20 protein-coding genes and 1 pseudogene are annotated in these 21,083 nt (G+C 71.4%); 10 read left to right on the top strand and 11 right to left on the bottom strand.

The genetic code is table 11. The features are described from left to right. Positions 1–4 precede the first annotated feature (4 nt). Complete coding sequence (locus AB5J54_RS12820) at positions 5–835, bottom strand: serine hydrolase domain-containing protein (RefSeq protein WP_369144051.1); 831 nt, start codon at positions 833–835, stop codon at positions 5–7. A gap of 52 nt (positions 836–887) precedes the next feature. On the opposite strand from AB5J54_RS12820, the gene AB5J54_RS12815 reads away from it, so the two are divergent. After that, positions 888–1,298, top strand: a complete 411-nt coding sequence (locus AB5J54_RS12815; protein WP_369144050.1) for a MerR family transcriptional regulator — start codon at positions 888–890, stop codon at positions 1,296–1,298. Next, on the top strand, positions 1,295–2,320 hold the full coding sequence (locus AB5J54_RS12810; protein ID WP_369144049.1) for an aldo/keto reductase: 1,026 nt from the start codon (positions 1,295–1,297) through the stop codon (positions 2,318–2,320). Before AB5J54_RS12815 ends, AB5J54_RS12810 begins: the two co-directional genes overlap by 4 nt. A 10-nt stretch (positions 2,321–2,330) precedes the next feature. On the opposite strand, the gene AB5J54_RS12805 is transcribed toward AB5J54_RS12810, so the two are convergent. The 7 genes from AB5J54_RS12805 to AB5J54_RS12775 form a co-directional block, all read right to left on the bottom strand. Next, positions 2,331–3,527 carry an acyltransferase gene (locus AB5J54_RS12805; RefSeq protein ID WP_369144048.1) on the bottom strand — a complete coding sequence of 399 codons (1,197 nt, stop codon included), beginning with the start codon at positions 3,525–3,527 and terminating at the stop codon, positions 2,331–2,333. Further along, positions 3,524–4,504 carry an alpha/beta hydrolase gene (locus AB5J54_RS12800; protein ID WP_369144047.1) on the bottom strand — a complete coding sequence of 327 codons (981 nt, stop codon included), beginning with the start codon at positions 4,502–4,504 and terminating at the stop codon, positions 3,524–3,526. The genes AB5J54_RS12805 and AB5J54_RS12800 overlap by 4 nt, the downstream gene beginning before the upstream one ends. Positions 4,505–4,736: 232 nt before the next feature. After that, positions 4,737–5,414, bottom strand: coding sequence for a response regulator (locus AB5J54_RS12795; protein ID WP_369144046.1), 678 nt, complete (start codon positions 5,412–5,414; stop codon positions 4,737–4,739). Continuing rightward, a complete protein-coding gene (locus AB5J54_RS12790) occupies positions 5,411–6,661 on the bottom strand; it encodes a sensor histidine kinase (RefSeq protein ID WP_369149309.1) in 1,251 nt (416 codons plus the stop codon). Before AB5J54_RS12790 ends, AB5J54_RS12795 begins: the two co-directional genes overlap by 4 nt. A 450-nt stretch (positions 6,662–7,111) precedes the next feature. Then, positions 7,112–8,035 (bottom strand): DUF4429 domain-containing protein, encoded by a 924-nt coding sequence (locus AB5J54_RS12785; protein ID WP_369144045.1) that lies wholly within the window; start codon positions 8,033–8,035, stop codon positions 7,112–7,114. Positions 8,036–8,109: 74 nt separating this feature from the next. Then, positions 8,110–9,321 carry an alpha/beta hydrolase gene (locus AB5J54_RS12780; RefSeq protein ID WP_369144044.1) on the bottom strand — a complete coding sequence of 404 codons (1,212 nt, stop codon included), beginning with the start codon at positions 9,319–9,321 and terminating at the stop codon, positions 8,110–8,112. Between the two features lie 141 nt (positions 9,322–9,462). Further along, positions 9,463–10,101, bottom strand: a complete 639-nt coding sequence (locus AB5J54_RS12775; protein WP_369149308.1) for a TetR family transcriptional regulator — start codon at positions 10,099–10,101, stop codon at positions 9,463–9,465. A gap of 129 nt (positions 10,102–10,230) precedes the next feature. On the opposite strand from AB5J54_RS12775, the gene AB5J54_RS12770 reads away from it, so the two are divergent. Then, positions 10,231–11,853 (top strand): MFS transporter, encoded by a 1,623-nt coding sequence (locus tag AB5J54_RS12770; RefSeq protein ID WP_369144043.1) that lies wholly within the window; start codon positions 10,231–10,233, stop codon positions 11,851–11,853. Between the two features lie 98 nt (positions 11,854–11,951). Here the strand turns inward: AB5J54_RS12770 and AB5J54_RS12765 are convergent. After that, a pseudogene (locus tag AB5J54_RS12765) lies at positions 11,952–12,110 on the bottom strand (hypothetical protein); the annotation flags it as partial. 42 nt (positions 12,111–12,152) lie between these two features. Here AB5J54_RS12765 and AB5J54_RS12760 point away from each other — a divergent pair. Continuing rightward, positions 12,153–12,524 (top strand): peptidase inhibitor family I36 protein, encoded by a 372-nt coding sequence (locus tag AB5J54_RS12760; protein WP_369149307.1) that lies wholly within the window; start codon positions 12,153–12,155, stop codon positions 12,522–12,524. Here AB5J54_RS12760 and AB5J54_RS12755 read toward each other — a convergent pair. Beyond that, positions 12,505–13,284 carry a potassium channel family protein gene (locus AB5J54_RS12755; protein ID WP_369144042.1) on the bottom strand — a complete coding sequence of 260 codons (780 nt, stop codon included), beginning with the start codon at positions 13,282–13,284 and terminating at the stop codon, positions 12,505–12,507. The genes AB5J54_RS12760 and AB5J54_RS12755 overlap by 20 nt on opposite strands. Positions 13,285–13,454: 170 nt before the next feature. Next, entirely contained in the window at positions 13,455–16,187 is a 2,733-nt protein-coding gene (gene aceE / locus AB5J54_RS12750) for a pyruvate dehydrogenase (acetyl-transferring), homodimeric type (protein ID WP_369144041.1), read from the bottom strand. Between the two features lie 451 nt (positions 16,188–16,638). Here aceE and AB5J54_RS12745 point away from each other — a divergent pair, with 451 nt between their 5' ends. From AB5J54_RS12745 to AB5J54_RS12720, 6 genes are all read left to right on the top strand, one after another. Then, on the top strand, positions 16,639–17,061 hold the full coding sequence (locus tag AB5J54_RS12745; RefSeq protein WP_225799709.1) for a DUF3052 domain-containing protein: 423 nt from the start codon (positions 16,639–16,641) through the stop codon (positions 17,059–17,061). Positions 17,062–17,191: 130 nt separating this feature from the next. Then, positions 17,192–17,650, top strand: a complete 459-nt coding sequence (locus tag AB5J54_RS12740; protein ID WP_369144040.1) for a peroxiredoxin — start codon at positions 17,192–17,194, stop codon at positions 17,648–17,650. Positions 17,651–17,800: 150 nt separating this feature from the next. After that, positions 17,801–18,376 (top strand): TerD family protein, encoded by a 576-nt coding sequence (locus tag AB5J54_RS12735; RefSeq protein ID WP_030495317.1) that lies wholly within the window; start codon positions 17,801–17,803, stop codon positions 18,374–18,376. A gap of 84 nt (positions 18,377–18,460) precedes the next feature. Beyond that, complete coding sequence (locus AB5J54_RS12730; protein WP_369144039.1) at positions 18,461–19,036, top strand: TerD family protein; 576 nt, start codon at positions 18,461–18,463, stop codon at positions 19,034–19,036. A 29-nt stretch (positions 19,037–19,065) separates the two neighbouring features. Then, positions 19,066–20,214, top strand: coding sequence for a DUF475 domain-containing protein (locus tag AB5J54_RS12725; protein WP_369144038.1), 1,149 nt, complete (start codon positions 19,066–19,068; stop codon positions 20,212–20,214). A 107-nt stretch (positions 20,215–20,321) separates the two neighbouring features. Next, positions 20,322–21,059, top strand: a complete 738-nt coding sequence (locus tag AB5J54_RS12720; protein ID WP_351191600.1) for a Tellurium resistance — start codon at positions 20,322–20,324, stop codon at positions 21,057–21,059. The last annotated feature ends 24 nt before the right edge of the window (positions 21,060–21,083 follow it).

Below are 21,083 nucleotides of genomic sequence, written 5' to 3'. Positions count from 1 at the left end.
CTGGTCAGGCCCCGCGCAGGTCCGCGAGCACCGCGTCCGTGAACGGCGGCCACGCCTCGACCGCCCACGGCCCGAAGGGCCGGTCGGTGAGGGCCACGCACGCGGCCCGCGCGTCCGGGTCGATCCACAGGAACGTGCCGGACTGCCCGAAGTGCCCGAACGTGCGCGGCGAGGAGCTCGCGCCCGTCCAGTGCGGGGACTTGCCGTCGCGGATCTCGAAGCCCAGGCCCCAGTCGTTCGGCCTCTGGTGCCCGTAACCGGGCAGGATGCCGGTCAGACCCGGGTACGTGACGGTCATCGCGTCCAGGACGGTCCGCGCGTCGAGCAGCCGCGGCGCCTGCACCTCGGCGGCGAACCGCACGAGGTCGTCCACGGTCGACACGCCGTCCTTCGCGGGCGAACCCTCCAGGGTCGTCGAGACCATGCCGAGGGGCTCCAGGACCGCCTGGTGCAGATACTCGGCGAAGGGGATGTCGGTGGCCTTGGCGACGTGGTCGCCGAGGGCCTCGAAGCCGGTGTTGGAGTAGATCCGGCGGGTGCCCGGCGCGGCCATGACCCGGTTCTCGTCGAAGGCCAGCCCCGAGGTGTGGGCGAGGAGATGGCGGACGGTCGCGCCCTCGGGCCCGGCCGGCTCGTCGAGGTCGATCGCCCCCTCCTCGTACGCGACGAGGACGGCGTACGCCGCGAGCGGCTTGGTGACGGAGGCGAGCGGGAAGCGCTGCCCGGTGGGGCCGTGGGACCCGGCCAGGGTGCCGTCCGCGCGGACGACGGCGGCCGCCGCGGTGGGGACGGGCCAGTTCTCGATCGACGCCAGGCTCGGCACGCTGCTCTGCATGGAGCCGAGCCTACTTGCTTCGAGTGCACTCCAACGTTTTAGCGTGGGGCCCATGAGCGTGATCGAGAGCACGACCGGGCTTGCCGGGAAGGACCGCTACACGATCAGTGAGGTGGCGGCCATCACCGGACTCACCGCGCACACCCTCCGCTGGTACGAGCGGATCGGCCTCATGCCGCACGTCGACCGTTCGCACACCGGACAGCGCCGCTTCACCGAGAAGGACCTCGGCTGGCTGGCCTTCGTCGGCAAGCTGCGGCTGACCGGAATGCCGGTCGCCGACATGGTCAGGTACGCCGAGCTCGTGCGCGAGGGCGACCACACCCGGGACGCGCGACGGGAGCTCCTGGAGGCCACCCGGCGCGACGTCCTCACCAGGATCACCGAGCTCCAGGACACGCTCGCCGTGCTCGACATCAAGATCAGCCATTACGGGACCGCATGCGGAGGAACACCTTCATGACCAGCGTGACCAGGATCGACACCGTACGTCTCGGCGGCCAGGACGGACCGGAGATCGGCGTCCAGGGCTTCGGCGCCATGGGCATCAGCGAGTTCTACGGGGACACCGACGAGGCCGCCGCCCGCGACACCCTCGACGCGGCCCTGGAGGCCGGCGTCACCCTGATCGACACCGCCGACATCTATGGCAGCGGCGCCAACGAGGAGTTCCTCGCCCCCTTCCTCGCCGCCCACCGCGACGAGGTCACCCTCGCCACCAAGTTCGCGATAGAGCGCCGCGCCGACGACCCCACCTACCGGGGGGTCCGCAACGACCCCGCGTACATCAAGAAGGCCGCGGAGGACAGCCTGCGCCGCCTCGGCGTCGAGGTCATCGACCTCTACTACATGCACCGCCGCGACCCGCGGATCCCCTTCGCCGAGTCCGTCGGCGCCATGGCCGAACTCGTCCAGGAGGGCAAGGTCCGCTTCCTCGGCCTGAGCGAGGTCACCGGACCCGAGCTGCGCGAGGCCCACGCGGTCCACCCCATCGCCGCCCTGCAGTCGGAGTGGTCGCTCTTCTCCCGGGACGTGGAGCGCAGCGCCGTCGGCGCCGCCGCCGAGCTCGGCGTGACCTTCGTGCCGTACTCGCCGCTCGGCCGGGGCTTCCTGACCGGCGCGTTCGCGGACGCCGGCAAGGACCTCTCGGGCGGCGACTTCCGCAAGTACCAGCCCCGGTTCACCGGCGAGAACGCCGAGCGGAACGCCGCCCTCCTCGACCCGGTCCGCAAGATCGCCGCCACCCACGGCGCGACCCCGGCGCAGATCGCCCTCGCCTGGGTGCAGCAGCGCGCCGCCGTGCACGGCCTCACGGTCGTCCCCATCCCCGGCACCCGCAAGCGCTCCCGCCTCCTGGAGAACGCGGCCGCCACGCGCATCACCCTCACCACCGCCGAACTGGCCGAACTGGAGCCGATCGCGGGCCTGGTGGCGGGCGACCGCTACCCCGACATGAGCTCCACGTCGGCGGCCCGGGAGGTCTGACAGCCAGGCCCTAGGCCAGCCCCAGGGCGAAGACCGCGAAGCCCGCCGCGAGCAGACCCGCCAGGGTGCGTCGGGCCGGCCCGGTCTTCGCCCACGGGGACTCGAAGACGCGCGCGTACCGGCCGATCAGGACCAGGAGACCGGCGAAGACCGGCATCCAGGCCAGCCGGGCCAGGATCCAGCCGACCGAGTCCGGCGCGCCGACCAGACCCGCGACCTCGCCGGCGTACGAGGCGGGGATCGCGGCCGCGAGCATCGCCGTCTGGTGCCAGCACAGGATCGTCATCGCGGACAGGTTGACCACGACGACCGGCGCCCACACCGCGGGCCGCTTCAGGAACCGGCCGAGCCGGTCCCGGAGCAGGATCGCCGCACCGCTCTGCGCGGCGGCGAGGGCGAGGACCAGCAGCGACGGCGGGTGCGAGTTGGTGCGGGCCTCACCGGGCACGCCGACCATCGACGCCGGGTAGCCGAAGACGAGGAGCAGGGCGGCGAAGAGCGCGGCGCCGCCGAGCAGCAGCCCCCACGCGTGCCGCCGACCGACCCGGCCCTCGCCCCACGAGACACCGAGCTGATACGCGAAGAGCCAGCCGGGCAGGATGTTCAGCAGGCTCAGCCAGGACGGCACGGCGTCGGCGTACGGCCCGTACCGCAGGAAGTCCACGACGGCGACCGAGCCGAGCAGCGGCGCCGCGGCCCAGACCCCGAGACGGCGGGCCGCCCGCACGCACAGCGGCGTCAGCGCGGTGACCACCGTGTACACGCCGACGAACCACAGCGGCTGGACCACCAGCGTGGACGCCGTCCGCAGCGTGTCCACGGGCACCCCGAGACCGAGGTGCAGCACCGGAAGCAGCGCCGCCCACACGGCGGTCACCCCGAGCACCGGCCGGCCGAGCCGGGCGAGCCGGCCGCCCAGCCACGCGCGCGTGGAGCCCTTGCGCCGCCGGTACGACAGGACCGAGGCGTAACCGCCGACCAGGAAGAAGATCCCCAGCATCTGAAGGACCCAGCTGACGGGCGCGAGACCGGCGAACGTGCCGAGCGGGCTCGCGTTGTGGATCGCGCCGTCGGAGGAGAGCGTGAAGCCGCCGAGCAGCCAGTGCCCGGTCGGCACGGCGAGCAGCGCGAGGGCACGGAGCCCGTCGATCGCGCGGTCGCGGTGGGCGGGGGTGGAGGACTCGATCTTCGCGACGAGCGTCTTCATCGGACGTCCCCCTCGGCGATCGCGGCGAATGCACGGAGGGAGGAGGTGCCGGGCGCGAAGTAGCCGCCGTGTCCGGCGGCGTCCGCGGCCGGGATCCGGCGCGCCCCGAAGGCCGGGTCGGTGGGGTCGGCGCCGTGCCCGAGCCCCGCGAGCTCGACGTTCGGGACCCGGTCGATCCAGTCGGTGGGATCCTTCGCCGCCCAGACCCGGGCGGAGGTGCCGAGCTCGTCGACGTTCTCGGCGCGCATCCCGGGGGAGCCGAAGACGACCAGGTCCTTCGCCTTGAGCCGGTGGGCGGCGAGACCGCAGACGACGGAGCCGTAGCTGTGGCAGAAGAGGGACGGCTCGGCCGCCCCCACGGCCGCCAGACCGTCCGTGAACCGGGCCAGGCGCTCCGCCCCGGCCTCGGCGAGCCGGCCGGTGGCCGCGTCCAGGCCGACACCGACGGGCGTCGTGTACCCGGCCCAGGCGACGACCGCCGTACGGCCGCCGGTCGCCCGGCGCAGCTCGGTCGCCATGTCGGCCAGCGGCTCGACGTGCCCCGCGTCGATGTCGGAGCCGGGGACGATCACGGCCACGTGCTCGGCCCGCGCCAGGTCCCCGTAGACCAGGGCCACCTGCCCCCGGCCGCGCGGATCGTGGGCGAGGACCCGCGCACCGCCGAACTGCCCGGGCACGGACCGTGCGTTGGCCTCGTACCGCAGCTCCAGGGGCGCCCCGTCGAGGTTCCCGACGACCGTCGGGTGCGTCCGGGCCAGCTCGTGCCGGCGTACGGGACTCAGCCCGGCGAAGAACCGCGCGACCTCGGCCGGGCCCATCCGCTCCGGGTCGGGCAGCCCCGCGGCCCGCCACGCCGCCGTCCCGGCCGGGGCCCCGGTCACGGCCTCCTGGCTGTTCCCGGACGCCCAGCCGGCCGTCCCGGCGATCACACCGGTCACCACGGCCGCGGTGATCAGGGTCCTCGTGAAGCGGCGCATCGGCCCGCCCTCCCTCGCTCTCGTCGTTGGCGAGAGGAAGGTAGGAAGGGGGTGGGTGACGGCACGTCACCCCGGGGAGCCAACTCCCGTCCGATACCTGGGTAGGGGGTGGAGGAGCAGCCAACACCCGGTGGAGGGTGGGGTTTTCCCCCGGGTGCCGGCGCGAGTCCCCGGTCCTGCCGGCTAGGCGCCGGGGGTGACCAGGCCGGGGGGGCGTCCCCGGTCCTGCCGGCTAGGCGCCGGGGGTGACCAGGCCCGACTCGTACGCGAAGACCACCGCCTGCGCCCGGTCGCGCAGGTCCAGCTTGGCGAGGACCCGGCCGATGTGGGTCTTCACCGTCTGCTCGGCGAGGACCAGGCTGTCCGCGATCTCCTGGTTCGACAGGCCCCGGGCGATCAGCTCCAGGACCTCCGTCTCGCGCGGGGTGAGCCCGTTCAGGCGCAGCGCCGTGGTGTCCCGGCGGGGCGCGGGGCGCGAGGCCGCGAAGTCGGCGATGAGACGGCGGGTCACGGACGGCGCGAGCAGCGCCTCGCCCGCCGCCACCACCCGTACCGCCGCGATGAGGTCGGCGGGCGGCGCGTCCTTGAGGAGGAAGCCGGACGCGCCCGCGCGCAGCGCCTCGTACACGTAGTCGTCGACGTCGAAGGTGGTCAGCATCAGCACCTTCGGCCGGTGCGTGACCCCGGCCGGCGGGTGCAGGATCTCCCGGGCGGCCGCGAGCCCGTCCAGCTCCGGCATCCGCACGTCCATCAGGACCACGTCCGGGTGCGTCGAGCGTGCCACGTCCACGCCCTGCCGCCCGTCGGGCGCCTCGCCGACCACGTCGATGTCGGGCTGCGCGGCGAGGAGCGCGGCGAAACCGGCCCGCACCATGGCCTGGTCGTCGACGATGATCACGCGGATGGTCACTCGGTGTCCTTCGTACGCAGGGGAAGCCGGGCCGCGACCCGGAAGCCGCCGTCCGGCAGCGGCCCGGTGTCCAGGGAGCCGCCGGTCAACCGTACGCGTTCCCGCATGCCGACGAGCCCGTGCCCGGTGCCGAGGGCGCCCCGCTCCACGGCGGAACGCTCCTCCAGGGACGGCCCGTTGACGACGAGAACGGTCAGCCACCCGTCATCGGCCCGTACGGAGACACGGGTCGAGGCCCCCGGCGCGTGCCGCACCACATTCGCCAGGGCCTCCTGCACGATCCGGTACGCGGACAGGTCCACGGCCTGCGGCAGGTCCCCGAGGTCGGCGGCGAGCCGCAGCTCGGCCGGCACGCCCGCGCGTACGGTCGCCTCGACGAGCTGCTGGACCCGGTCGAGGCCCGGCTGCGGGGCGCGCTCGCCCTCGCTGCCGTCACTGCGGAGGACGGAGAGGAGACGGCGCATCTCGGCCAGCGACTCCCGCGCGCTCGCCGCGATCGAGGTGAACTCCTCGCGGGCCGCGTCCGGGAGCTCGGGGATGCGGTACGGCGCCGAGTCCGCCTGCACGGTGATCACGGACATGTGATGGGCGACGACGTCGTGCAGCTCGCGCGCGATCCTGGCCCGCTCCTCAAGGAGGGTGCGGCGGGCCCGCTCGGCCTCGCTGATGGTCTCCTGCTCGGCGAGCCGCCGCTGCGCGTCCCCACGGGCGCGGACCGCAGAGGTGAGCAGCAGCAGCACGCCGCTCAGGACGAGCAGCAGGACGTGGAGGCTGGTCTGCCCGGCGGGCCGGAAGGCCTCCAGGACGAAACCCGCCACGCCGGTGGCCAGCCACACCCCGAACAGCGCCCGGCGGGACTCGCGCAGCCCGAGCGCGACCATGAGGGCGCAGTAGCCGATCACGACCGGCGGGGTCCACGGCCACATCTCCGCGTGGGCACCGTCCGAGCCGAGCAGCACGAGCGCGCCGAGCACATCGGCGGCGAAGACGATCCACCAGGCCTGGAGGGGGCGGGTGACGGCGAGGAGCAGCGGCGCGGCCTGGGCGGTGCCGAGGGCGCCGGCGAGGGCGCCGTTGACGCCGTAGTCGTTGATGAGGAGCAGGACGGTGGAGGGGAGCAGCGCGGCGCTGAACGCCAGGGCGACGACGTACGGCAGCAGTCGCACCCACCGCTTCGAGGCACCCGCGAGAAGCGGCGCGCCCGGGGTGGTCGGGGTGGTGAGAGCGCCCCCCAGCCCCTGGAACATCTCACGCACCCGGACGACTGACGGGAAACTGGTGGGCGGCTCGGGCCGCGTTTCGATACCCATGACGCCCTCAGCGTAGGCAGCACCCCCACGCCCGGGCGTCATACCGGGGAGCGGGGTGAGACCTGATACCGGGGTATGACCCCCCCCGTTGTGGGCAGGCGTTCCGCAAGGGGCGGAACGGGTGGGCACAACGGACCCGCGCCTTGCCGGCGCCAGAGGCTTACGCGCCCGAACCCGCACCACCAGCTCGGTGCCACGCGGTGCGGGTCAGGGCACGGAAGGCGGAGGCGCCGCGGGAGGGCGCCGTCCCGTGTGCCCACCCTCCCCCAAGCTCTCGGCTTCGCTCGACCAGGGGGGACCCCCATCGCCCAGCGGGACGATTGCCCACACGGCGGGTGGTCACCGCCCACCAGGCCGCGAGCCCAGCACCGCGCGAGGCCCGCCCCCTCAGAGCTCCGCCAGGAGTTCCGCCTTCTTCGCCGAGAACTCCGCATCCGTGACCAGCCCCGCCTGATGCAGCTCCCCCAAATGCCGAATCCTTTCAGCCACCGCCCCGGGATCCCCCGCCGCCGCGACCGGCACAGGCACGGGCACGGGCACCGGCGTCCGGTCCTTGCCCCGGATCGCGGCTAGGACCGAGGCGGCGAAGGTCAGGGACTCGTACACCGGCCCGTACCGGCCGAAGACGACGCACGCCGGGTCCTGATCGGGCCGCTCGGACCGGGGCCCGTGGCCGCCGCCCCGCGGCACCAGCCGCAGGTACCCGTCGACGCCGTCGGGCGAGCGCCATTCGACCCCGCAGAGGTCCCGTACGGGAAAGACCTGATCGCCCGACCGCCACTTCTCCGTCGACGCCCCCGTCCAGGACCAGCGGAACGCGACCTCGGAGGTCCCGTCGAAGCTGGCCTTCCCGTCGTACGCCTTGAAGGACTGCGGCCCCGACGGCGGCGCCACCAGGAACCGCTCGGCGGGCGCGACACCCCCGGCGTCGTACACCTCGTCCTCGTACCCGGCGGCCCCCGCGGCCCCCGGATGCGACGCGAGGAGCGCCCGCAGCTCGTCCCGGTACTGCTCGGCGAGCGTCTCGCGCTCCGCCGGGAGGACCAGGCGGTACGGATCGCTGCCTTCCTTGAGCTGCCCCGCGGCCGCCTCCATCAGCGGATCGGCGCCCGGCCTCGGCACGGCGTGCAGCACGACGGTGCCCCGCTTGCCGGGCGTGAGCGTCACCGACGCCAGCGCCTCGTGCGGTACCCGTCTCTCGCGCAGCGCGGAGAACAGCTTCGGCGTGCGGATCCCCCGATCGAAGCGGATGACGAGGGCGTCGCTCTCGAGCTCCCAGGTGGCATGAATTCCGGCCAGCACATCACCCATACGCCTCATCGTAAGCGGCGTGTGCCCTTGCGTCGCCCCTGTGAAAGGTCCCGAAATTGCGTGATCTACGCGCGTCAGAGCCCTTCCGTGCCGGATATTCCGTCGTGGCAAGCGCTGTCGGCACGTGCGCAGATCAGCTTCGGGTACGCCCCGACGCCTATCGCCGCGAAGTTGTCGAGGCTCTCCGTACCCGGCTCGAAATAGCCTCCGTGGCCGACCGCCCCGCGCGCGGAGAGCACCCGGGCGCCGAACTCCGGCGCGACGGGGTCCGCGCCGTGCCCGACCCCGCCGAGCTCCAGATGCGGCACGTCGGCGATCCAGTCGTCGGCGTCCCGCATGGCCCACACGCGCGCGGGGCTGTCGAGTTCGGCCGCCTGCTCGACCCGCATCCCGGGGCTCCCGGCCACGGCCACGTCGGTCACCCGGGCGGGCAGCCGGGGCGCGGCGACGCCGCAGAGCACGGAGCCGTAGCTGTGGCAGAAGAGCGCCACGCGCGCGTGCGGCGGCAGCGACTCCGTGAGACCGACCAGGCGTACGGCGCCTTCCTCGGCGAGCCGGCCGGTCATCGCGTCGACGCCGATCCCGGCGGGCGCGGTGTAGTCGGCCCAGGCGACCACCGCCACGCGCGCGCGGGGCGCGGCCTGCCGCTCGGCGGCGTAGAGGGCCTCGGCCATGCCGGCCGGGGCGGCGTACCGGCCGTGGGTCTTCTGGAAGGTGAGCAGGTTGGTGTCGACGCCGGGCACGATCACCGAGACGCGCCGGGCCCGCTCCAGGTCCCCGAGGACCTCGGCGGCCCGTCCCGTACCGGTCGGGTCGAAGGCGAGGACCTGGCGGCCGGGCCGCATGAGCGAGGCGAAGCGGTCGACGCGGCGCCGGGCCTCGTGCCGGCCCTCGGCGGAGAGCCGGGTGTCGTCGACACGGCCGCGCTCGGCGGCGTACGCGCGCGCGAGGGTGATCCGGTTGGCGCGGTAGCGCAGGGCGACCGGGACGCCGTCGAGGTTGCCGACGACGAGGGGGTGCCGGGCGGCGAGCCGGTCGCCGCCCGCCGGGCCGAGTGCGGCGAAGAACGCGGCGACGGTACGCGCCGGGGCGCCCGGGTCGGGCAGTGGCCGGTGGTCGATCCGGTCGCGCGCCCAGGCGGCGAGCGCGGCCTCGCGGGACGCCCAGGGCGCGGGCAGGTGCCGGATGGTGGTCCACCCGGTGGTCGAGAGGAGCACGAACACGACGGCGATCGCGAGGAGCGCGCGCGTGGCGACGAGGGCGGGCGAGGAGTCGACGGAGGTCACGGGCGGCCACCCTACGGGGCGAAGATGACGGCGCCGGACCTGCGGGGGTGGAGATGAAGGCCCCGGACCCGCGGGGGGTGGGGGAGATGACGGCCCAGGACGTGCGGGGGGTGGAGCTGACGGCCCAGGATCTGCGGGGTCCTATCGCTCCCGGTCCCGCCAGTGCGGGGCGAGCGCAGGGCCGAGGTGGTCGAGGTACTCCTCGGTGAGCGTGCGGATGGCCTCCAGGCTCTGGTCCGTGCCGCGGCCCCACATCTGGCCGGTGACCCGCATCACCCCGCTGAACGCGGCCACGGCGATCCGGGGGCGGGGGTCCTCGTCCACGTCGAGGCCCTCGCGCGCGGCGATGATCCGGGCGATGGTCTCCTCCATCTCCGTGGAGCGGCGCAGATGGACGGCGAGCAGCGCGGGCGTCGACTCGATCATGCGGTACGTGCGCAGGTGCAGCTCGACGGGGACGACCTCGGCGATCGCCTCGCCGATGGTGTCCCAGGCGCACAGGACGGCGTTGCGCATCGCGTCGAGGGGCGCCTCCTCCGGGGGCCGCCGGCCGAGCGCGTCCACGAAGCGCTCCTCCACCATCCGCTGGACGGCGAAGGCGACCTCCTCCTTGGAGGAGAAGTACCGGAAGAAGGTGCGCTGGGAGACCTCCACGGCGTCGACGATCTCGTCGACGGTGGTCCGCTCGTATCCCTGGGTGGTGAAGAGCTCCAGGGCGACCCGGGTGAGTGCGTCGCGCGTGCGCTGCTTCTTCCGCTCGCGCAGTCCGGGCGGAGACACGGGCAGGGTCACGTAGAGGTCCTCTTTCCAGGCATTTCGTCCTGCTCAGCGTACCTGTGAGCTACGTGACAGTTACCGACGCGTGAATCGCTTTGTCAATTGTCAGTGACTGTCATTAGCCTCTTTCTCATGACTAGTCAGACCACCGTGGAAAAGGCCCCGCAGGATCAGGGGGGTGCCCGGGAACCCGCTCCGGTCCCGGCGAAAGGACTGCGCGGCCACCCGTGGTTGACGCTCTTCAGCGTGGCCGTCGGCGTGATGATGGTCGCGCTCGACGGCACGATCGTCGCCATCGCCAACCCGGCCATCAAGGAGGACCTCGGCGCCACCCTCGCCCAGGTCCAGTGGATCACCAACGGCTATCTGCTCGCCCTCGCTGTCGCCCTGATCACCGCCGGCAAGCTCGGTGACCGCTTCGGCCACCGGCAGACCTTCCTCATCGGCATCGCCGGCTTCGCCGCCGCCTCCGGAGCGATCGGCCTGTCGCACTCCATCGGAGCCGTGATCGCCTTCCGCGTCCTGCAGGGCCTCTTCGGCGCCCTGCTGATGCCGGCCGCGCTGGGCCTGCTGCGCGCGACCTTCCCCGCCGAGAAGCTGAACATGGCCATCGGCATCTGGGGCATGGTCATCGGCGCCTCCACCGCGGGCGGCCCGATCCTCGGCGGCTTCCTCGTGGAGCACGTCAGCTGGCAGTCCGTCTTCTTCATCAACGTGCCGGTCGGCGTGCTCGCCCTCGTGCTCGGCCTGGTCATCCTCAAGGACCACCGCGCCGAGAACGCGCCGCGCTCCTTCGACCTCCTGGGCATCCTGCTGCTCTCGGGCGCCATGGCCGCCCTCATCTGGGGCATCATCAAGGCCGGTGAGTCCTGGGGCTGGGCGAGCGGCAACACCTGGGGCTGCCTGCTCGGCGCGGTGGCCCTGTTCGTGGTCTTCGCCTTCTGGGAGACGAAGGTCAAGGAGCCGCTCATCCCGCTGGGCATGTTCCGCTCCGTGCCGCTCTCGGCCGGTGTGGTGCTGATGGTCCTGATGGCCTTCGCCTTCATGGGCGGCCTGTTCTTCGTGACCTTCTACCTCCAGGGCGTGAAGGGGCTCGGCCCGGTCGACGCGGGTCTGCACCTGCTGCCGCTGACGGCGATGATGATCGTCTCCTCGCCGCTGGCCGGCGCGCTCATCACCAAGTTCGGGCCGCGCGTGCCGCTCGTCGGCGGCATGGTCTGCACGGCCGTCGCGATGTTCGGCATGATCACGCTCACCGCCGGCACCGGCACCCTCACCATGTCCCTCTGGTTCGCCCTGCTCGGCCTGGGCCTCGCCCCGGTCATGGTCGGCGCGACCGAGGTCATCGTCGGCAACGCCCCCCTTGAGCTCTCCGGTGTGGCCGGCGGTCTGCAGCAGGCCGCCATGCAGGTCGGCGGCGCGCTCGGCACGGCGGTGCTCGGTGCCGTCATGTCCTCCAAGGTCTCCGACACCTTCGCGGGCAACTGGAAGGAGGCCGGCATCCCGGTCCCGGCCGACCCGCGTCTCGAGCAGGCCGCCGAGTTCGGCATGACCCCGCCGGAGCTGGCCCAGGCGCCGGGGATGACCCCCGGCCTCCTCCAGCAGATCACCGGGGTCATCCACGACACCTTCCTCGACGGCATGGGCCTGGCCTTCACCGTCGCCGGCGGCGTCGCCGTCGTCGCGGCCCTCGTGGCCACGCTCACCAAGCGCGGCGAGAACGCGGAGGCGGGCGGCATGGGCGGTCACATCTGACACTCGCCCGTCAGGGTTCCCGTAGGGGGCCGTCACCCGTTCGCGTGAACGGGGGCGGCCCCTCTTCCGTTGCGCGGAGACCTCGGCCATTCTCGTGATTACAGAGAGTGACGAAACGGGGGTCCACCAGCATGTATACGAAGACGACTCTGCCGAAGACGGCTCTGCCGAAGGCGGCTCTGCCGAAGGCGGCTCGGCCGAAGACGGCTCGGCCGAAGACGGCTCTGCCGAAGACGGCTCTGCCGAAGACGGCTCTGCCGAAGACGGCTCTGCCGAAGGCGGCTCTGACAAAGACGGCTCTGGCGGTCGCGGCGGTCCTGACCACCCTCCTCGCCGTGCCCGCGAGCGCCGCACCCGCCGCGAGCGCCGCACCCGCCGGGGGCACCGCCCTCGGGGCCTGCGGACCGGGCCGGCTCTGTCTCTGGCCCAAGCCCGACTTCAAGGGCAGGCCGTGGACGCACGAGCTGGCCACGACCGACATCGACAGCTGCGTCGCCCTGCCGCCGGGCACCTCGGCCCAGTCCCTCGCGAACCGCACGGGGCGGCCGGTCACCACGTACCAGTCGGCGGAGTGCGGGGAGACGGGGGAGTTCGAGACGTACCCGGGGCGGGGGACCTGGGTTCCGCAGACGGCCTACGAGGTCAGAGCGTTCAAGCTCTGGGAGCGGTAGGCGAGGGGACGTCGCGCGGCTCGTTCGGCCCCGGCGGTTCCGGCGGGGCCGACAGCCGGGCCACCTCGGCCCGCAGCGCCCGGACCTCCAGGGTGAGCGCCTCCAGGAGCTCGGTCTGCCGGCGCTCCACCGCGTCGTCGCGGTCGAAGCGCGAGATGAACCAGGCCGCGATGTTGGCCGTGACGACACCGAGCAGGGCGATGCCCGAGAGCATCAGGCCCACCGCGAGGACCCGGCCGAGACCCGTGGTCGGGGCGTGGTCGCCGTAGCCGACCGTGGTCATCGTGGTGAACGACCACCACACCGCGTCCCCGAGCGTCTTGATGTTGCCGTTCGGGGCGTCCCGCTCCACGTGAAGCACGGCCAGCGAGCCGAACATCATCAGCCCGACCACCGCGCCCGCCACATAGGTGGTGAGCGTTATCTGCGGGGCCATCCGGGCCCGCCGGCCCACGAGGAGGAGCGTGGAGACGACCCGCAGCAGCCGCAGCGGCTGCACCATCGGCAGTATCACCGCGAGCAGGTCCAGCGGATGCCCGCGGACGAAGCGCCAGCGGTCCGGGGCCAGCCCGAGACGGACGAGATAGTCGAGCGCGAAGGCACCCCAGACGACCCATTCGACGTGGGTGCAGAGCCGGTGCACCCACGGCTCGGCGCCGGGAGCCACGATCGGCACCGCGTAGGCGAGGCCGAACGCGACCGCGAGCACCAGGAGCGGCGTCTGGGTGCGCTCTTCCCAGCGCAGTTTCATGACGGGCATGACCGGCATCGTAAGGAATGGAGGGAATGCCGAAGGGCGGCGGGACCGCGTCCCACCGCCCTCACCAGCCGAAACGAACGGCCGGCCGAAACCCGGCCGAAACGAACGCCCGGCCGAAACGACCTACCGGCCGCATCCGTCAGGCGCCGCAGCCATCGGCGCCGCAGCCGTCAGGCGTCGCCGCCCGCCGCACCCGGGTCGGCGGCGGCCACGTCGAGCAGCTGGTAGCGGTCCACGGCCTGCTTCAGGGCCGAGCGCTCGACCTTGCCCTGGCGGGCGAGCTCGGTCAGCACCGCCAGCACGATCGACTGCGCGTCGATGTGGAAGTACCGGCGGGCCGCGCCGCGCGTGTCCGCGAAGCCGAAGCCGTCCGCGCCCAGCGAGGTGTACGAGCCGGGCACCCAGCGGGAGATCTGGTCCGGCACCGCGCGCATCCAGTCCGAGACCGCGACGAACGGGCCCTCGGCGCCCTGGAGCTTGCGGGTCACGTACGGGACGCGCTGCTCCTCGTCCGGGTGGAGCAGGTTGTGCTCCTCGACGGCCACGGCCTCGCGGCGCAGCTCGGTCCAGGAGGTCGCGGACCAGACGTCGGCCTTGACGTTCCACTCCTCGGCGAGGATCCGCTGCGCCTCGATCGCCCACGGCACGGCGACACCCGAGGCCATGATCTGCGCCGGGATCGTGCCCGCCTCGCCGGCCCTGAAGCGGTGGATGCCCTGGAGGATGCCGTCGACGTCCACGTTCTCCGGCTCGGCCGGGTGCTGGATCGGCTCGTTGTAGACGGTCAGGTAGTAGAAGACGTCCTCGGCCTCGGGGCCGTACATCCGGCGCAGACCGTCCTTGACGATGTGCGCGATCTCGAAGCCGAACGCCGGGTCGTAGGCGATGCAGGCCGGGTTGGTCGAGGCCAGGAGGTGCGAGTGGCCGTCCGCGTGCTGGAGGCCCTCGCCGGTCAGCGTCGTCCGGCCGGCGGTGGCGCCGAGCACGAAGCCGCGCGCCAGCTGGTCGGACATCTGCCAGAACTGGTCGCCGGTCCGCTGGAAGCCGAACATCGAGTAGAAGACGTACACCGGGATCAGCGGCTCGCCGTGCGTGGCGTACGCCGAACCGGCGGCGATCAGCGAGGCCGTGCAGCCGGCCTCGGAGATGCCGTCGTGCAGCATCTGGCCGGTCGGCGACTCCTTGTAGGCGAGGAGGAGTTCGCGGTCCACCGCCTCGTACTGCTGGCCCAGCGGGTTGTAGATCTTGGCGCTCGGGAAGAACGCGTCCATGCCGAAGGTGCGGTACTCGTCGGGGGCGATCAGCACGAAGCGCTTGCCGATCTCCTTGTCCCGCATGAGGTCCTTCAGGATGCGGACGAAGGCCATCGTGGTGGCGATCGACTGCTGCCCCGAGCCCTTCTTGGCGGCCGCGTAGGCCTTGTCGTCGGGGAGGACCAGCGGCTTCGCGCGCACGACGCGGGTGGGGACGTACCCGCCCAGCGCCTTGCGGCGGTCGTGCATGTACTGGATCTCCTCGGAGTCCCGGCCCGGGTGGTAGTACGGCGGGAGGCCGTCCTCCAGCTGCCGGTCCGTCACCGGGATGTGCAGCCGGTCGCGGAAGCGCTTGAGGTCGTCGACCGTCAGCTTCTTCATCTGGTGGGTCGCGTTGCGGCCCTCGAAGTTCGGGCCGAGCGTCCAGCCCTTGACGGTCTGGGCGAGGATCACGGTCGGCTGGCCGGCGTGGGCCTTCGCCGCCGCGTAGGCCGCGTAGATCTTCTTGTGGTCGTGACCGCCGCGGCCCAGGTGCAGGACCTGCTGGTCCGACATGCCCTCGACCATGGCCCGCAGCCGGTGGTCGTCGCCGAAGAAGTGGTCGCGGATGTAGCCGCCGGTCTCCGTGGCGTACGTCTGGAACTGCCCGTCCGGGGTGGTGTTCAGCTTGTTGACCAGGATGCCGTCGCGGTCCTGCGCGAGCAGCGGGTCCCAGGAGCGGTCCCAGATCAGCTTGATGACGTTCCAGCCGTTGCCCCGGAAGATCGACTCCAGCTCCTGGATGATCTTGCCGTTGCCGCGGACCGGGCCGTCGAGCCGCTGGAGGTTGCAGTTGACGACGAAGGTGAGGTTGTCCAGACCCTCGCGGGCGGCGATGGAGAGCTGGCCGAGCGACTCGACCTCGTCCATCTCGCCGTCGCCGAGGAACGCCCAGACGTGCGACTTGGAGGTGTCGGCGATGCCGCGCGCCTCCATGTACCGGTTCATCCGCGCCTGGTAGATCGCGCCGAGCGGGCCGAGGCCCATCGACACGGTCGGGAACTCCCAGAAGTCCGGCATCAGCCGCGGGTGCGGGTACGAGGAAAGGCCGTTCGGGAACTTCGACTTCTCCTGGCGGAAGGCGTCGAGCTGCGTCGCGTCCAGCCGGTCGAGGAGGTACGCGCGGGCGTAGATGCCGGGGGAGGCGTGCCCCTGGAAGAAGATCTGGTCGCCGCCGTCGCCCTCGTCCTTGCCGCGGAAGAAGTGGTTGAAGCCGACGTCGTACAGGGAGGCCGAGGAGGCGAAGGTGGCGATGTGACCGCCGACGCCGATGCCCGGGCGCTGGGCGCGCGAGACCATCACGGCCGCGTTCCACCGGGTGGCGTTGAGGACCTTGCGCTCGATCTCCTCGTTGCCGGGGAAGAACGGCTCGTCCTTGGTGGCGATGGTGTTGACGTAGTCCGAGCTGCGCATCTCGGGCACGGCCACGCGCTTCTCGCGGGCCCGCTCGATCAGCCGGAGCATGAGGTAGCGGGCCCGCTCACGGCCCCGCTCGTCGACGGCGGCGTCGAGGGAGTCGAGCCATTCCTGGGTCTCTTCCGGGTCGAAATCCGGGACCTGGCTGGGAAGGCCGCCAATGATGATCGGGTTGCGATCGGATCCGGGAGCCACGCTCTTCCTTCGCTGTTCGGTGGTGCCCACGGGGCCACGGGCTGGTGGGGATGTCCATCGTGTACCCCGCCGACGCCAGACGTCACATTTACCGAGGGGTAACCCCCGGGGGGTGCCTCGCCCTGCCCTCCAGATGTCCAGTGCGGTCGATCCGGGCTGTTCTCTGCGGTCAAATCGCAACCTTACGCCCAACCCGCGCATGCGTTTCGTCCGGGCGTTCGGCAGACTGAAACCGCAGAAGTCAGCAAAACGGGACGAACCATGTGAGCCTGATCGCGGAGGAGGGTCCGACGATGCCGGAAGTTGCGGCGAGACGGCCCCAAACGTCACCGTTTCGGCGGTCTCGGCGGCCGGGTACTTGCGCGATCCGCCCCGGCACGTGTGGACTACGGCCAGCGCCGCGCGCATACGTGCGGCCCACAGGATTTTCCGAATGAGCAGGAGGCAAGCCGTGAGCGCGACCGCGGACCACGCGGAGGAGCGGACCAACCCGGCAGCGAGGCTGGGGTTCGAGCCCGGACAGGTGGTCCAGGAGATCGGCTACGACGACGACGTCGACCAGGATCTCCGTGAAGGCATCGAGTCCGTCATCGGAGCCGACCTCGTGGACGAGGACTACGACGACGTCGCCGACGTCGTCGTGCTGTGGTTCCGGGACGAGGACGGCGATCTCACCGACGCCTTGGTGGACGCCATCGGTCTTCTGGAGGACGGCGGCAATATCTGGCTGCTGACCCCGAAGACCGGCCGTGACGGCTACATCGAGCCGTCCGACATCCAGGATGCCGCGCAGACAGCGGGTCTCTCCCAGACCAAGAGCATCAGCGTCGCCAAGGACTGGACGGGCACCCGCCTGGCCGCCCCCAAGCGCTGATCACCACGCTGCGAGAAGCCCCCGCCGGTCCGCCGGCGGGGGCTTTCGTGCGCAGGCCGTAGGGTGGGTCCCACCCGGGTTCACCGATACGGCCCAAGCCCCGGGACCCGTCGAAAGGGACGCGTACGCGATGGCGATCGAGGTCGGCACCAAGGCCCCGGAATTCGAGCTGAAGGACAACCACGGCCGGACCGTGCGGCTCTCGGACTTCCGCGGCGAGAAGAACGTGGTGCTGTTCTTCTACCCCTTCGCCTTCACCGGCGTCTGCACCGGTGAGCTGCGCGAGCTCCGCGACCACCTCGCGGCGTTCGTCAACGACGACACCCAGCTCCTCGCGGTCTCCAACGACTCCATCCACACCCTTCGCGTCTTCGGCGACCAGGAGGAGCTGGAGTTCCCGCTGCTCTCCGACTTCTGGCCGCACGGCGAGGCCTCCCGGGCCTACGGCGTCCTCGACGAGGAGAAGGGCTGCGCGGTCCGCGGCACCTTCGTCATCGACAAGGAGGGCGTGGTCCGCTGGACCGTCGTGAACGCCCTGTCGGACGCCCGCGACCTCGGCGACTGCCTGAAGGCTCTCGACGCCCTCTGAGCGCCCGCGGGGCCGGATCGGTCCCGACACCCTCGGATTCACCGGGCGAATCGACTGTTTCGACCGGGAACCCGTCACTAGGATCCAGACGTTGATCCGATGCCAACGCACGACTGGGGGCGCTGCCCCTGGAAACCTATGGAGGGACTCGTGGGAGTCAGCCTCAGCAAGGGCGGCAACGTCTCGCTGACCAAGGAGGCCCCTGGCCTCACCGCCGTGACCGTCGGTCTGGGCTGGGACGTCCGCACCACCACCGGTACGGACTTCGACCTCGACGCCAGCGCCATCCTGGTGAGCGAGGCCGGCAAGGTGCGCAACGACCAGGACTTCGTCTTCTTCAACAACCTGAAGAGCGCCGACGGTTCCGTCGAGCACACCGGTGACAACCTCACCGGCGAGGGCGAGGGCGACGACGAGCAGGTCAAGGTCAACCTGGCCGGTGTGCCGGCCGACGTGGCCAAGATCGTCTTCCCGGTCTCGATCTACGACGCCGAGAACCGCCAGCAGTCCTTCGGCCAGGTGCGCAACGCGTTCATCCGCGTCGTGAACCAGGCCGGCGGCGCCGAGATCGCCCGGTACGACCTCTCCGAGGACGCCTCGACCGAGACCGCGATGGTCTTCGGTGAGCTGTACCGCCACGGTGCGGAGTGGAAGTTCCGCGCCGTCGGCCAGGGCTACGCCTCGGGGCTGCGCGGCATCGCGCAGGACTTCGGCGTCAACGTCTGAGCCGAGCACCGTTCGAACCGTCCGGCGCCGCACTTCCCGTGCGGCGCCGGACGTGCCTCATCACCACCGGGGAGGAACCGAATCATGGGCGTCACGCTCGCCAAGGGAGGCAATGTCTCCCTCTCCAAGGCCGCACCCAACCTCACCCAGGTCCTCGTGGGGCTCGGCTGGGACGCGCGCTCCACCACCGGAGCCCCCTTCGACCTCGACGCCAGCGCGCTGCTGTGCCAGGCCGGACGGGTGCTCGGCGACGAGTACTTCGTCTTCTACAACCAGCTCCGCAGCCCCGAGGGCTCCGTCGAACACACCGGCGACAACCTCACCGGCGAGGGTGACGGGGACGACGAGTCCCTCATCGTGGACCTCACCAGGGTGCCGGCCCACTGCGACAAGATCGTCTTTCCGGTCTCGATCCACGACGCCGACAACCGCGGCCAGAGCTTCGGCCAGGTCAGCAATGCGTTCATCCGCGTCGTGAACCAGCTCGACGGCCAGGAGCTCGCCCGGTACGACCTCTCGGAAGACGCCTCCACGGAGACCGCGATGATCTTCGGAGAGCTCTATCGCTACAACGGCGAATGGAAGTTCCGGGCGGTGGGACAGGGGTATGCGTCCGGGCTCCGGGGCATCGCTCTAGACTTCGGGGTCAACGTTTCGTAAAGCCATGTAATTTCACGATGGGGTAGACAGTGATTCTGAAAACCTTCGGCTGGTCGTTCGCGATCACTGTGATCGGCCTGGCCGTGGCGGTGCTCTACGGGGGGTGGGAGGCGTTCGGGATCGTCGCGATCCTGTGCGTCCTCGAGATCTCCCTGTCGTTCGACAACGCGGTGGTCAACGCCGGGATCCTGAAGAAGATGAATGCCTTCTGGCAGAAGATCTTCCTCACGATCGGCGTCATCATCGCCGTCTTCGGCATGCGCCTCGTCTTCCCCGTCGTCATCGTCGCCATCAGCGCGAAGATCGGCCCGATCGAGGCCGTCGATCTCGCGCTGAACGACGCGGACCGCTACCAGGAACTGGTGACCGACGCGCACCCGTCGATCGCCGCCTTCGGTGGCATGTTCCTGCTGATGATCTTCCTCGACTTCATCTTCGAGGACCGTGACATCCAGTGGCTGCGCTGGATCGAGCGCCCGCTGGCGAAGCTCGGCAAGGTCGACATGCTGTCGGTCTGCATCGCGCTCGTCGTCCTGCTCATCACCTCCATGACCTTCGCGACCCACGCCCACCAGCACGGTGGCGCGCACGTCGACAAGGCGCAGACGGTCCTGATCTCCGGCATCGCCGGCCTCATCACGTACCTCGTCGTGGGCGGTCTCTCCGGCTACTTCGAGAACAAGCTGGAGGAGGAAGAGGAGGCCGAGCAGGAGGCCGAGGAAGAGGCCAAGCGCACCGGCAAGAAGGTCTCCGCGGTCCAGCTGGCCGGCAAGGCCGCCTTCTTCATGTTCCTCTACCTGGAGGTCCTCGACGCCTCCTTCTCCTTCGACGGTGTCATCGGCGCCTTCGCCATCACCAACGACATCGTGCTCATGGCGCTCGGCCTGGGCGTCGGCGCCATGTACGTCCGTTCGCTGACGGTCTACCTGGTCCGCCAGGGCACCCTCGACGACTACGTCTACCTGGAGCACGGTGCCCACTACGCGATCGGTGCCCTGGCCGTGGTCCTCATGATCACCATCCAGTACGAGATCCCCGAGATCGTCACCGGCGGCATCGGCGTCGCGCTCATCGGCTGGTCCTTCTGGTCCTCCGTCCGCCGCAACCAGCGGCTAGCGGCGGCCGAGGGCGGCTCCGGCTCCTCGGGCGACAAGACCGAGGTGCCGTCCGGGGTGTGACACCCCCGGCAACGAGGAACGCTTCACTGCGGGGCGGCCGACGACCGGCCGCCCCGCAGGCATGTGCGCGGTGTGTGACGACAGTGACAGTGGGGGGTGAAGGCGCCATGGCCTTCTGGGACAACCTGTTTCCGGGCAGGGCGGCGCAGTTCGACTCGGGCAGTGCCGCATCGAACGCGATCGACCTGACGAAACGGCGGCCGACCGTCTCGCTGACCCAGCAGGGCGCCGCCACCGGCAACCTCCGGGTGAACCTCTCCTGGCGGATGCGGACCTCCGACATCGAGGGCCGCTCCCGCCAGAGCGGACGGCTGCTGCGGAACCCCGCCCAGCTCTTCAAGCCCGAGGTCGTCCAGGCCCACACCCAGGGCATGGTCAACGTCGACCTGGACCTGGGCTGTCTCTACGAGCTCACCGACGGCAGCAAGGGCGTCGTGCAGCCGCTCGGAGGCTTCTTCGGCGACCTCAACGCCGCCCCGTACGTGAAGCTGAGCGGCGACGACCGCTTCGGCGGCTCCTCCGGGGAGACGATCTTCGTCAACCTGGACCACCGGGACGAGATCAAGCGCCTGCTGTTCTTCGCGTACATCTACGACCAGACGCCGGCCTTCGACCGTACGCACGCCAAGGTCACGCTCTACCCGAGCAACGGCCCCCGGATCGAGATCGAGCTCGACGAGCGCGCCCCACAGGCCCGCTCCTGCGCGGTCTTCTCCATGGAGAACGTCAAGGGCCAGCTGACCGTCCGCCGCGAGGTGCGATTCGTGTACGGCTTCCAGGCCGAGCTGGACCGGCTGTACGGCTGGGGGCTCCAGTGGGGGCGCGGCTACAAGACCAAGGCCTAGGGCCCGCGGGCCCCGGACTCACGA

It is taken from the genome of Streptomyces sp. R44 (assembly GCF_041053105.1).
GTDB lineage: Bacteria > Actinomycetota > Actinomycetes > Streptomycetales > Streptomycetaceae > Streptomyces.
This window is presented reverse-complemented; position numbering and strand designations above follow the sequence as displayed.

Coding starts and splice junctions, on each gene's coding strand:
- AB5J54_RS12730 (WP_369144039.1), top strand. CDS start 18,461: ATGGGCGTCACGCTCGCCAAGGGAGGCAATGTCTCCCTCTCCAAGGCC.
- AB5J54_RS12720 (WP_351191600.1), top strand. CDS start 20,322: ATGGCCTTCTGGGACAACCTGTTTCCGGGCAGGGCGGCGCAGTTCGAC.
- AB5J54_RS12815 (WP_369144050.1), top strand. CDS start 888: ATGAGCGTGATCGAGAGCACGACCGGGCTTGCCGGGAAGGACCGCTAC.
- AB5J54_RS12770 (WP_369144043.1), top strand. CDS start 10,231: ATGACTAGTCAGACCACCGTGGAAAAGGCCCCGCAGGATCAGGGGGGT.
- AB5J54_RS12805 (WP_369144048.1), bottom strand. CDS start 3,527: ATGAAGACGCTCGTCGCGAAGATCGAGTCCTCCACCCCCGCCCACCGC.
- AB5J54_RS12810 (WP_369144049.1), top strand. CDS start 1,295: ATGACCAGCGTGACCAGGATCGACACCGTACGTCTCGGCGGCCAGGAC.
- AB5J54_RS12820 (WP_369144051.1), bottom strand. CDS start 835: ATGCAGAGCAGCGTGCCGAGCCTGGCGTCGATCGAGAACTGGCCCGTC.
- AB5J54_RS12740 (WP_369144040.1), top strand. CDS start 17,192: ATGGCGATCGAGGTCGGCACCAAGGCCCCGGAATTCGAGCTGAAGGAC.
- AB5J54_RS12800 (WP_369144047.1), bottom strand. CDS start 4,504: ATGCGCCGCTTCACGAGGACCCTGATCACCGCGGCCGTGGTGACCGGT.
- AB5J54_RS12755 (WP_369144042.1), bottom strand. CDS start 13,284: ATGCCCGTCATGAAACTGCGCTGGGAAGAGCGCACCCAGACGCCGCTC.
- AB5J54_RS12790 (WP_369149309.1), bottom strand. CDS start 6,661: ATGTTCCAGGGGCTGGGGGGCGCTCTCACCACCCCGACCACCCCGGGC.
- AB5J54_RS12785 (WP_369144045.1), bottom strand. CDS start 8,035: ATGGGTGATGTGCTGGCCGGAATTCATGCCACCTGGGAGCTCGAGAGC.